Below are 11,963 nucleotides of genomic sequence, written 5' to 3'. Positions count from 1 at the left end.
TTTTTACGTACTAAAAAAACAGTAAATATAATTTATGAATTTCGAAAAAGAATTTAAGGCTTTTGCCACAAAAGATAGAGGAATTAATAGCATGTATTACGACAAAATTGTAAGCGCTATGACTCCCGTGGGACTTACCCCAAACATTATCGAAGAGCGTCAGTTAAATGCTGTTGCTATGGATGTATTTTCTAGATTGATGATGGACAGAATCATTTTTATGGGAACCGGAATCAACGATCAAGTTGCTAATATTATTCAAGCACAATTATTGTTTTTAGAAAGTGCAGACGCTTCTAAAGACATCCAAATATATATTAACTCCCCTGGAGGAAGTGTATATGCTGGTTTAGGAATTTATGACACTATGCAATACATTAAACCAGACGTAGCTACTATCTGTACAGGAATGGCGGCATCTATGGGAGCTGTTTTATTATGTGCTGGAGAAAAAGGAAAACGTTCTGCTTTGCCACACAGTCGTGTTATGATACACCAACCACTAGGCGGCGCTCAAGGGCAAGCAAGTGATATAGAAATTACAGCACGTGAAATTCTTAAATTAAAAGAAGAATTATACGAAATCATAGCTAATCATTCAGGGCAATCTATGGAAAAAGTAACCGAAGATAGCGATCGAGACTACTGGATGAAAGCTGAAGAAGCACAAGCATACGGAATGATAGACGAAGTTTTAAAAAGAACCGTCTAATTAAATAGAAAACGTAGTATTACGTTTTCACAAATGTAAAAAAATGGCGAAAGAAGAATTAGAGTGTTCATTTTGTGGTCGAAAAAAGCCAGAAACTAGCTTGCTTATAGCGGGTCTGGATGCACATATTTGCGACCGCTGTATTGAACAAGCACATGGAATTGTATTAGAAGAATCGCAACAATCTAAGAATAGTGAATTATCCTCAGAGCTGATTTTAAAAAAACCAGCTGAGATTAAGGAATATCTAGATCAATTTATCATTGGTCAAGATGCTACTAAAAAAGTGATGTCTGTTGCTGTTTATAATCACTATAAAAGATTATTACAGCCAGCCAGTAAAGACGATATCGAGATCCAAAAAAGTAACATCATCATGGTTGGGCAAACCGGTACTGGTAAAACCCTTATGGCAAAAACTATTGCCAAGATGCTAAATGTTCCTTTAGCAATTGTAGATGCTACTGTTTTAACAGAAGCTGGATATGTTGGAGAAGATGTAGAAAGTATTTTAACTCGTCTCTTACAGGCAGCAGATTACAATCTTGAAAAAGCAGAAAGAGGGATTGTTTTTATAGATGAAATTGATAAAATTGCTCGTAAAAGCGATAATCCTTCTATTACCCGAGACGTGTCTGGAGAAGGAGTTCAACAAGCATTGCTAAAACTTCTAGAAGGAACTGTGGTAAATGTCCCGCCAAAAGGAGGAAGAAAACATCCAGATCAAAAATTTATTGAAGTAAATACTGAAAATATATTATTTGTTGCTGGTGGTGCCTTTGATGGAATTAATAGACATATTTCCAAAAGGTTAAACATGCAAGCAGTAGGTTACAGTGTTTCTAAAAAAGATTTAGTAGACCGTGAGAACCTATTACAATATGTTATTCCAAAAGATTTAAAAGATTTTGGTTTGATTCCAGAGATTATAGGGAGATTACCAGTGCTTACTTATATGGATCCGTTGGATGCAGAAACACTACGTTCCATCCTAACAGAACCAAAAAATGCTATTATTAAACAGTACGCAAAACTGTTTGAAATGGACGATATTGAATTTAAAATAAATGATGAAGCATTAAATTTTATTGTTGAAAAAGCAATAGAATACGAATTGGGAGCACGTGGATTAAGATCCTTATGCGAAACCATTTTAACAGATGCTATGTTTGATTTACCAAGTTCAAAAGAAAACAAACTTGAAGTAAACAAAGAATATGTTGAAGAAAAACTAAATAAGATAACTGTAAATAAATTAAAAGCAGTTTCTTAATATTTTTTATACAGCCTTATCAATAAAGCCTCCTTTTAGGGGGCTTTGTTGTTTTATAAACAACACTCATAGTCCTTATATGGTTCCTATTCGAGAAGAGGTGGACAAATATGTAACCGAAGGCAAAACATTAAATGTACCCTCATTAAAAGGTGATGATATATTAGAAAAAGAAATTTGCAATCTCTCCACAGAAAATATAAAATCTTGGTTTGAGAACAACAAGCATTTAATATGGGATAAAAATGATCTTTCTAAATTAAAAGAATTTTATATCATGAATAATGAAACTGAAAAAAGTGAAATTATCAGGTTACTTTTAAACCTTATCTAAAAAGGTTTTTCAAGCAAACATCTTTTAAGTAAAATCACTATAAATCAAATTATTACAACCAATTTTTTACTAGAAAATAGAGATACACAAATCTTCTACTGGTCTTTCATAAGAAAATTAGGGCAATTGTATAGGATACTTTTAGCAACAAACTAAAGTAGAAATTTTATAATGGGTTGGTGTTTTAATAGGGAATGACATAAGCTAATTTAATTTACACTTTAAAGTTGAAATTACACTATATAATATATTTAAAATCAACTTTATAGTGTTTTATATTTAAAATACATTTATATTTAGATTGAATTTGACGCGTAAAAATGGCAGATAAATCAATTGTAAAATCTTTCTTGCAAAAACTGAAGGATTATTAAAGTATGGGGCATTATCTTCTCCAATCGTCCTAAAAATAGTATTCAAAATCTTGCAGATATAAATATCACTGCTAAAATGCGTGAAGAAATAATTCTCAATCTAGAAATTGAGGATTACAGTAAAGGTCCTATAGAGGAAGCTCAACAAGGAGGTACTGAAATGTGGATTTTTGGTAAAATAATTAAAGGGCAACAAATTTATATTAAGCTGACTATCTCTCAAATCACAGACCAAGCAATTTGCATTTCTTTCCATAAAGCTGAATTCTTTATGGAATTCCCGTTTAAGGATTAAACTAAAAACAAGTTAATTATGAAAAGTCCAATCACAGGTAAGAAAATGACCTTACAAATTAAAAAAAACACTTTAGAATTTCGAAAAGAAAAATTCGAATATAATCACAAAAGTTATTATTGTGAAGATAGTGGAGAATCATATACAACCACAGAATTAGATGAATTTAATTTGAATCAAGTTTACAATCAATATAGGGACAAGCATAATATTCCTTTTCCAGACCAAGTTATTAAATTAAGAAATACTTATGGACTATCTGCAAGCATGATGTCCAAAATATTAGGTTTTGGAACCAATAGTTATAGAAATCACGAAAAAGGGGAAGTTCCAAGTTTAGCAAATGCTAACTTAATTAATACTGTATCAAATAGTATTTTGAACTTTAAGTTGTTAGTGAATTTAAACAATGATTTAAACCAAGAAGAAAAAGTAAAAATTCTTAAAAGAATCAACGTTGTCATTGAAAATTACCAAGAAAGCAAGGATGATAAAAAATATGTAGATATCTTATTTGAAAATAGATTACCAGATAATTATTCAGGTTATAGAAAACCTGATATGGAAAAGATGTTAAATATGATTTTATTTTTTGCCGAAAAGCTAAATCCTACCGAAACAATGATGAATAAATTATTGTTTTATTCTGATTTTTATAATTACAAGAAAACTGCATATTCAATAAGTGGTTCAAATTATATGGCACATAATTACGGTCCAGTTCCAGTGAGATTTGGAGGTATTTTTGATTATGCGGCAAATAAGGATTATATTTTTATGAAAGTGGAAGATTATGGAAATGGATATTGGGGTAAATGTTTTTATAAATCTAGTCAAAAAGATTTCAATTCTGAATTATTCAGTATAGAAGAAATAGAGTCTTTAAATATTATTGTGAGTACATTTAGAGGGTATAATGCTACCCAAATAATGGAGAAAAGCCACGAGGAAAAAGCTTGGCTAGAAAATGAAAAAAGCAAAAGCTTAATAGATTATAATTATGCATTTGAATTAATTCACATTTGATTGTTTCAAGTTGTTGCCAACGTGTTTATAAAAAAATAGTAGTTATTTTATAAGGTGTACCTGATACACATGTTAGCCACTGGGTTTACTTTTTATTAATCCGCTTACAATATTAATCGGATATATTATTTGTCCGAAAACAGTAATCAAAGCGATTGAATAGATTGCAAAAGTCAGATTATCATTAAAATCAAATTCCTTTATCGATTCTCTGTAAAGCTGAGATAAAATCCAAATTATCAAAATTCCGCCAAAAGTCAGCACAATATGAGTGAAATTCAGCCATTTGGATAGTTTTCTATTTGCTTTCAGCATAGTCCAATATCCAAGCCCGATTATTCCAAAAAGGATTGAAAACAGGATTATTAAATCATTAGTTGCAATTATAAAATAAGTGTCGTAAATATTAAATCCGAAAGAGTCTGCTTTAGTCAAAATTCCGAACAAGATTATTATCGGAATAGATGTCCAAAAAATCAGATATGGTTTGTTAATCAGGAATTTCATTTTTCAACTTCAGTTATGAATTCATATTAGAGTTTGATTATTTAAATTTATTAAAATTTTTGTTGGTCTGTTCAACTTATAGCTAATACCTCTACAAAAACACTTCTACATTTATCTTTCAATATCTAGCTAATTTTTCCAAAGAAAAATTAGCTTCCTTTACTCATTTCCAGTAACTCTTCTAGATAATGCCTATTGCTAGAGAGTCTAGGGATTTTGTGCTGTCCTCCTAACTTATCGTATTTCTTTAACCAATCATAAAAAAGGTTTTTTCTTGCAATATGTATGGTTGGCATGTTAAGTGTAATATTATTATAACGCTTAGCTTCGTAATCAGAATTAAGAGTTTTAAGCGCATTGTCCATTACCCCAGCAAAAACATTAATATCTTCTGGTAATTTTCTAAATTCTATCAACCATTCATGCGCTCCTTTTTCTTTTCCTTGCATAAAAATAGGCCCTGCAGTATAATCTATTATTTCGGCCCCTGTTTCTTTACAGGCTCTTTGTAAGGCTTCCTCAGCATTCTCTATAATTAGCTCTTCTCCAAAAACATTAATATGGTGTTTTGTTCTCCCTGTTACTTTGATCCTGTAAGGAGACGTTGACGTAAAACGCACGGTATCTCCAATTAAATAGCGCCATAAACCCGCATTTGTGGTAATTACAATAGCGTAATTTTTATTTATTTCTGTTTCCCAAAGTGGAATTACTTTTTCATTTGGGGTTCCATAAACATCCATCGGGATAAATTCATAAAAAATACCATAGTCAAGCATCAATAATAATTCGTCCGAGTTATTACGGTCCTGAATAGCAAAAAAGCCTTCAGAAGCATTATAAATTTCGTAATACCTAAAATTCTTTCGTGGTAATATTTTTTGATATTGTTCTCTATATGGGTTAAAGCTTACTCCTCCATGAAAGTATACTTCTAAATTCTCCCATATTTCGAACAGATGATTTTTTCCTGTCTTTTCTAAAACTTCATTCAACAAAACAAGCATCCAAGATGGCACTCCGGCAAGACTTGTAACATCTTCCCTAACTGTTTCTTCTACAATAGCTGCCAACTTACTTTCCCACTCACTCATTAAAGACACCTTATTGCTAGGCGTACTACTCATTTCTGCCCAAAAAGGCATATTATCAATAATTATTGCTGAAAGGTCTCCAAAAAAAGTGTTATTATCTTGATACAGCTCCTTGCTCCCTCCAAGTCTTAAACTTTTTCCAGTAAAAAGCTTAGAATCTTCATTATTATTAAAATAAAGAGAAAGCATATCCTTCCCTGCTTTAAAATGACAATCTTCTAACGACTCTGTACTTACAGGAATAAACTTACTTTTAGCATTGGTAGTTCCACTACTTTTTGCAAACCATTTTATATTTGAAGGCCAAAAAATATTACTTTCTCCCTTACGAGCTCTTTCAATCATTGGTTCAATATCTTCATAGCGAACAATTGGAACACGATCGGCAAAGGTAGCATACGACTCAATTTCGGAGAAAACATACTTCTTCCCCATTTCGGTATCTTTAGCTACAGACATTAATTGAATAAGCACCTCTGTTTGTACTTCTCCTGGATATTTTAAAAAAAGTTCCATCTGATGAAAACGCTTTTTTAAAAGCCATGAAGCAATCGAGTTGAATAATGGAATTGACATTTATTTAAATTATATTTGATAAAAATAGGAAAAAACTTTTATCATGTTCGAAGGTGTTCTCACTAAAATGCAAACTGAATACACAAAACCAATAAATTACTACTTAGTCTTTGAAAACAACTACCTAAATTTCAATCAGCTTCTCAATAAAAAGATTCAAATTAAGTTTATAAAATTCGAATGTCTTTCTTGTCATTTAGACAAACCTATATACCGACAAGGATTTTGCAAAAGTTGTTTTTTTGAAACTCCAAAAGCTGCCGATTGGATTTTAAAGCCCGAATTAAGTAAAGCACATTTAGATATTGAAGATAGAGATTTGGCTTACGAAAAAGAAGCCCAATTACAGCCGCATATTGTTTATTTAGCAAATTCTAGCAGTATAAAAGTTGGTGTTACTAGAAAGAGTCAAATTCCAACTAGATGGATAGACCAAGGAGCACATGAAGCTATTGAAATAGCAGAACTTCCTAATAGATATTTAGCGGGAATTATGGAAGTTGCCTTAAAAGACCACGTTTCTGACAAAACAAATTGGCGCAAAATGCTCCAAAATGATATTACAGACGAAAATTTAGCGACCTATAGAGACCAGTTAAAACAATACATCCCTGAGGAAGCGTTGCCTTATTTTATTAATCAAAATGAAGAAACAACCATTGAATTTCCAGTGGAAGCATACCCTGTAAAACCAAAAAGTCTCAATTTATCTAAAACTCCCGAATACACTGGGGTTTTAAAAGGAATAAAAGGTCAGTATTTAATCTTTGAAGACCAAACTGTTTTTAATATCAGAGCAAATGAAGGCTTAGTAGTGAATATAAATAGTATGCCTTCTTAAAAATAAGAGTAAAAAGAAAAAAGTTAGAGGTTAATCCTCTAACTTTCTTTGATATTCTTGCTTGTACATAGCTTTTGCAACTTCTTCTCTTCTTTGTTGTGAAGGTTTTGTAAAGTGTTGGTTGCTACGTAGCTTCTTTAATTGTTGTGTTTTTCTATACTTTTGTTTGTATCTTTTTAAGGCTCTATCAATGTTCTCACCTTCTTTAATCGGAATTATAAGCATAGTGCGTATATTATTTATAGTTAATAAAAACTACTTCAGAGCAAATCTACAAAGTAGCTAAACGAAAATCATTTTAATTACAAGAGCGCAAAAGCGCCAGATAAACCCCAGTAAATGGAATTAAAAAAACCACCCTCAAAATAAGGATGGTTTTATTTTTATAAATGCTTAGTCAACGATTTCTACGTTTACTGCATTCATTCCTTTTCTACCTCTTTCGGTTTCAAATCTTACTTTGTCGTTTTCATTGATGTTATCAATTAAACCACTTTCGTGTACAAAGATATCTTCATTACTACCATCTTCAGTGATAAATCCAAATCCTTTGGTTCTGTTAAAGAACTTTACTGTCCCTTCTTTCATTGTATAATAATTTTAAATTTTTATAAGTCGATACAATAAAATCATGTAGGCTGTGCACATCAATTATAAAAATTGACAAGAACACAATTACAAGAAATTATGTATCTGTGGCAAAAAGTCTAAAAAAAAGTGGGATAATAAATTCTCGGAAGGATAAAAAATACCAAATTTTGTATGTGCTTCATTGCTATTGAGTGCAAAGAAACGTCTTTATTTCGGATTAATCTATTTATTTCTAGTTTATTTCTAAATTTTTATTGATTATCAGTATTTTACAACTCTGCACAATCTTACTTAGCTCCTTTTTTCAAAGAAAAACATTATTAACTTCAAAAAAAATAAATAGTTACATTATTAATTCTAATCTAAATCAACACCAATTATCAGCCTAAAATTGTACTTTTGAGAGAAGTGCTTTAATAGCGTGCTTATTCTTAAAATTACACATGAAAACAGAAGAATTATTTAATGCCATCCGATCTGAAGATTTAAACAAAGTAGAAGAACTGCTTACCAAAAATTCTGAATTGGTAAACCAGAGAGATCAACGTGGTTCTACTCCTTTATTATTGGCAACTTATTATGGAAACAATGAGGTGGCAAGAACCATTTTAAAGTTCAATCCAGAAATAGATGCAAAAGATGCTTCAGGAAATACCGCTTTAATGGGCGTTTGTTTTAAAGGATATATTACCATTGCAGAATTACTCCTTGCTCATAATGCAAGTGTAAATTTATCAAATGGTAACGGGAGTACTGCATTAATTTTTGCTGCTACTTTTGGGAGACCAGAAATTATTAAGCTGTTACTTAAAAATGATGCTAACAAAGCCATTAAAGATGCAAATGGACTAACAGCGTTAGACCATGCAAAAATGCAAAAACATAATGAAATTATAGCTATCTTAAGCTAGAGGTCTTCTGCCAAAAGTCCTAACTTAACGTTATTTAGTAATTTTATTTTTTTCCCTTCGGTCTCAATCAATTCCTTTTTTGAAAAATCGGAAATCATTCTAATCATAGATTCTGTAGCTGTTCCTACAATGTTGGCAAATTCTTCTCTGGAAAGGGATATTTTTAAAAAGCCTTCTTTATCAACTCCAAATTCTTCATATAAGCTTAGCAATGAAGAAGCAAACCTAGATTTAACCGGTTTTTGTGCCATTTGCACTATATGCTCATTTGCCAATTTTAAATCATAGCAGATGTCATTTATTATATCCGCAGAAAAATTAGCATTGTTTTTAAATACAGAAAGTATTTCCGATTTCGGAATAAAACAAACCTCCATTGTTTCTATAGCTGTTGCCGATAATCCAACGGCATCATCACTAACAATGCTTCGTTGCCCTAATAAATCTCCTTTTTTGATGAATTTTACAATATGACTCTTTCCATTAGAAGCCAATTTTGTAAGCTTACAAATCCCAGACTTAATACAATAAACTCCATTTAAATGATCTCCTTCTTCAAAAAGAAAAGAGCCTTTTTCTATTTGTTGAGAAGTTTTACATTCAGAAATACTTATTAATTCTGATTTATCTAAGCTTTTTAAGGAACTAAATTTTCGCACTATACATTGTTCACATTTACTCATCTCTGTAGCGCTTTGCATTATTCATTAAATCATTTTACAATGACAAATATCATACTTTTTATTTATATATTTATAGAGATTTGACCTTTTAAAACTAAGAAATTGAGCAATTCATGTTTTCATTGTGGTCTAGATTGTGAGCAAGACTCCTTATTTTTTGATGATAAGATTTTTTGCTGTAATGGTTGTAAAACTGTTTATCAAATATTTTCAGATAACAACCTAACGTCTTATTACGATTTAGATAAAAATCCAGGGATTACTCCAAAAGAAATTCGTGGAAAATATGATATCTTAGAAAATCAAAAAATCGTTGAAAGTCTTCTTGAATTTAATGATGATAACCTCCAAATTGTAAATCTTTACATCCCAACAATTCATTGCAGCTCTTGTATATGGGTTTTGGAAAATCTCCATAAAATAAATTCAAATGTAAAAGATGCTCAGGTTAATTTCCCAAAAAAAACAATTCGAGTAACATATAAAACCGAAAGTTATAACCTCAAAAGTCTTGTGCTTTTATTGGCTACTATTGGTTATGAACCTAAAATAAATCTAGAAAATAAGAATACAGAAAACACTTCTATTAACAGAAGTCTAATATACAAACTCGGAATTGCTGGTTTTGCCTTCGGAAACATCATGTTTTTATCGTTTCCTGAATATTTTGAAGTAAATGAATATTGGCTTGACCATTACAAACCTTTCTTTAGGTGGATTATGTTTGCCTTTTCACTGCCCGTAGTTTTCTATGCTTCTTCCGATTATTTTATCTCGGCATATAAAGGCATAAAATCTAAAATATTAAATATAGACATTCCTATTGCCTTAGGAATTGCTGTTCTTTTTATAAGAAGTACCTACGAAATTATAAGCGGTACTGGCCAAGGCTTTTTCGACAGTCTGTCTGGGCTTGTATTCTTCCTACTAATTGGAAAATTTTTTCAGCAGAAAACATACAACTTTTTGTCTTTTGAAAGAAGCTATAAAAGCTACTTCCCCATAGGAGTTACAGTGATTAAAAATAACAATCAAGAAGAAAACATTCAAGTTCAAGACGTAAAAAAAGGGAACCGAATTTTAATTAGAAGTGAAGAAATTATCCCTGTTGACTGTATTCTTATAAAAGGAGAGGCAAAAATTGATTATAGCTTTGTTACTGGCGAGTCGGATATTGTTACTAAAACTTCGGGAGATAAAATATTTGCTGGTGGGAAACAAACAAGAAATAGTATCGAGGTAGAAGCTTTAAAAACTGTTTCTCAAAGTTATTTAACGCAACTTTGGAGTAACGATGCCTTTAAGAAAGAAAATACAACTCATTTTAAAAGTATTACCGACCAAATAAGTAAATATTTTACCATTGCAATTTTAATCATAGCATTTTCATCTCTCTTTTATTGGTTATGGAAAGATGCTTCTCAAGCAATGTATGTTTTTACAGCTATTTTAATTATAGCCTGCCCATGTGCCTTAGCACTCTCTGCACCTTTTACATTAGGGAATTTATTACGGATTTTTGGCAAAAAAGGCTTTTATTTAAAAGATGGGTATGTAATTGAAAAATTAGCAAAAATAGATACCATAATTTTTGACAAAACTGGAACTATTACAGCTTCCAATAAAAACACAATTACCTACGAGGGCGAAGTCCTGAATGCAGATGAAGAGATTTTGTTAAAAAACACCCTCCGAGGCTCCAACCATCCATTAAGCAGACAGCTTTATCAACTTTTAAAAGCAAACAATATTATTTCTTTAGATGAATTTAAAGAAACTACAGGAAAAGGACTGGAAGCCCGTGTAAACAATCAAAATATCAAAGTAGGCTCTGCAAGTTTTGTTAATAAAAATACTGCAAAAGAAGTGCTAAAAACGAGTGTTCATATTAGTACAAATAATAAATATAAAGGAAGGTATGTTTTTTATAACCAATACAGAAAAGGCATCTCTAAACTATTTAATAAACTCAATAAAAAATATGAACTCGTAATTTTATCTGGAGATAATGCAAGTGAAAAAGAAAATTTATGTAAATTACTTCCTATAAATACAAAGTTGCTTTTTAACCAGCAACCTTATGATAAATTGATTTACATAAAGCATCATCAAGAAGAAGGTGCTAAAATAGTAATGATTGGCGACGGTCTCAATGACGCTGGTGCTCTAAAGCAAAGCGATGTTGGGATAGCTATTTCAGAAAATGTAAATATATTCTCCCCTGCCTGCGACGCAATATTAGACGCTAGAAATATTACTGAATTAAACAAGTATTTAAACACTTGCAAAAAAGGCATTAACATTATCAAAGCAAGTTTTATACTGTCTTTTATCTATAATATTATAGGGTTATTATTTGCTGTTACCGGGCATTTATCTCCCGTTATTGCAGCAATCTTAATGCCGCTAAGCTCTATTAGTATTGTTGTTTTTACAACGTTGTGTACAAATTTTGTAAGTAGAAAATTAATTTGATAAGGCAACATGATAATTGTCATTCTTTTTGATAATAGTTGCCCATAATTTTGCAATACAATATACAATCATGAGTGTTATATATATACTATTATCAATAAGTATTTTAATTGCCTTAATCTTTTTTATTGCCTTTATAAGCGCTGTAAAATCTGGGCAATATGACGATAGTTACACTCCCTCTGTACGTATGTTATTTGAAGATGAAATAAAAAAAGATTCTTGTAAAACTGAAACTTGTAAAACCAAAAATAAACAACAATCATAAACT

At 31.0% G+C, this 11,963-nt stretch carries 14 protein-coding genes; 9 read left to right on the top strand and 5 right to left on the bottom strand.

Annotation, left to right across the window (positions count from 1 at the left end; all coding sequences use genetic code 11):
- Positions 1–34 precede the first annotated feature (34 nt).
- From clpP to JOOMADRAFT_RS06575, 5 genes are all read left to right on the top strand, one after another.
- Positions 35–712, top strand: coding sequence for an ATP-dependent Clp endopeptidase proteolytic subunit ClpP (clpP, locus tag JOOMADRAFT_RS06595; RefSeq protein ID WP_008612115.1), 678 nt, complete (start codon positions 35–37; stop codon positions 710–712).
- Positions 713–755: 43 nt separating this feature from the next.
- The gene (gene clpX, locus JOOMADRAFT_RS06590; RefSeq protein ID WP_008612110.1) at positions 756–1,985 is read left to right on the top strand and encodes an ATP-dependent Clp protease ATP-binding subunit ClpX; all 1,230 of its coding nucleotides are present in this window, start codon (positions 756–758) and stop codon (positions 1,983–1,985) included.
- A gap of 79 nt (positions 1,986–2,064) precedes the next feature.
- On the top strand, positions 2,065–2,319 hold the full coding sequence (locus tag JOOMADRAFT_RS06585) for a hypothetical protein (protein WP_008612109.1): 255 nt from the start codon (positions 2,065–2,067) through the stop codon (positions 2,317–2,319).
- A gap of 450 nt (positions 2,320–2,769) precedes the next feature.
- Positions 2,770–2,988, top strand: coding sequence for a hypothetical protein (locus JOOMADRAFT_RS19660; RefSeq protein ID WP_050989665.1), 219 nt, complete (start codon positions 2,770–2,772; stop codon positions 2,986–2,988).
- 18 nt (positions 2,989–3,006) lie between these two features.
- Positions 3,007–4,014, top strand: a complete 1,008-nt coding sequence (locus JOOMADRAFT_RS06575) for a type II toxin-antitoxin system antitoxin SocA domain-containing protein (protein WP_008612108.1) — start codon at positions 3,007–3,009, stop codon at positions 4,012–4,014.
- A gap of 72 nt (positions 4,015–4,086) precedes the next feature.
- On the opposite strand, the gene JOOMADRAFT_RS06570 is transcribed toward JOOMADRAFT_RS06575, so the two are convergent.
- Together JOOMADRAFT_RS06570 and JOOMADRAFT_RS06565 are read right to left on the bottom strand one after the other, a co-directional pair.
- Positions 4,087–4,449: a hypothetical protein gene (locus JOOMADRAFT_RS06570; RefSeq protein WP_157136662.1), complete on the bottom strand. Its 363-nt coding sequence runs from the start codon at positions 4,447–4,449 to the stop codon at positions 4,087–4,089.
- A gap of 221 nt (positions 4,450–4,670) precedes the next feature.
- Positions 4,671–6,191, bottom strand: coding sequence for a GH3 auxin-responsive promoter family protein (locus tag JOOMADRAFT_RS06565; RefSeq protein ID WP_008612106.1), 1,521 nt, complete (start codon positions 6,189–6,191; stop codon positions 4,671–4,673).
- Positions 6,192–6,231: 40 nt separating this feature from the next.
- Between JOOMADRAFT_RS06565 and JOOMADRAFT_RS06560 the strand changes: the two genes are divergently transcribed.
- Entirely contained in the window at positions 6,232–7,032 is an 801-nt protein-coding gene (locus JOOMADRAFT_RS06560) for a DUF2797 domain-containing protein (RefSeq protein ID WP_040879584.1), read from the top strand.
- A gap of 30 nt (positions 7,033–7,062) precedes the next feature.
- Here JOOMADRAFT_RS06560 and rpsU read toward each other — a convergent pair whose 3' ends face one another.
- Complete coding sequence (gene rpsU, locus JOOMADRAFT_RS06555) at positions 7,063–7,257, bottom strand: 30S ribosomal protein S21 (protein WP_008612104.1); 195 nt, start codon at positions 7,255–7,257, stop codon at positions 7,063–7,065.
- A gap of 168 nt (positions 7,258–7,425) precedes the next feature.
- The gene (locus JOOMADRAFT_RS06550; protein WP_008612103.1) at positions 7,426–7,620 is read right to left on the bottom strand and encodes a cold-shock protein; all 195 of its coding nucleotides are present in this window, start codon (positions 7,618–7,620) and stop codon (positions 7,426–7,428) included.
- 446 nt (positions 7,621–8,066) lie between these two features.
- Between JOOMADRAFT_RS06550 and JOOMADRAFT_RS06545 the strand changes: the two genes are divergently transcribed.
- Entirely contained in the window at positions 8,067–8,534 is a 468-nt protein-coding gene (locus JOOMADRAFT_RS06545) for an ankyrin repeat domain-containing protein (protein WP_008612102.1), read from the top strand.
- Here JOOMADRAFT_RS06545 and JOOMADRAFT_RS06540 read toward each other — a convergent pair.
- Positions 8,531–9,217: a Crp/Fnr family transcriptional regulator gene (locus JOOMADRAFT_RS06540; protein ID WP_040879961.1), complete on the bottom strand. Its 687-nt coding sequence runs from the start codon at positions 9,215–9,217 to the stop codon at positions 8,531–8,533. The two genes, JOOMADRAFT_RS06545 and JOOMADRAFT_RS06540, sit on opposite strands and share 4 nt — an antisense overlap.
- Before the next feature lie 102 nt (positions 9,218–9,319).
- Here JOOMADRAFT_RS06540 and JOOMADRAFT_RS06535 point away from each other — a divergent pair, with 102 nt between their 5' ends.
- Positions 9,320–11,692: a heavy metal translocating P-type ATPase gene (locus JOOMADRAFT_RS06535; protein ID WP_008612100.1), complete on the top strand. Its 2,373-nt coding sequence runs from the start codon at positions 9,320–9,322 to the stop codon at positions 11,690–11,692.
- Positions 11,693–11,762: 70 nt separating this feature from the next.
- Positions 11,763–11,960, top strand: coding sequence for a cbb3-type cytochrome oxidase assembly protein CcoS (gene ccoS / locus JOOMADRAFT_RS06530; RefSeq protein WP_040879581.1), 198 nt, complete (start codon positions 11,763–11,765; stop codon positions 11,958–11,960).
- Positions 11,961–11,963 lie beyond the last annotated feature (3 nt).

Origin of the sequence: Galbibacter orientalis DSM 19592, assembly GCF_000260115.1 — a bacterium.
Taxonomy (GTDB): Bacteria; Bacteroidota; Bacteroidia; order Flavobacteriales; family Flavobacteriaceae; genus Galbibacter; species Galbibacter orientalis.
This window is presented reverse-complemented; position numbering and strand designations above follow the sequence as displayed.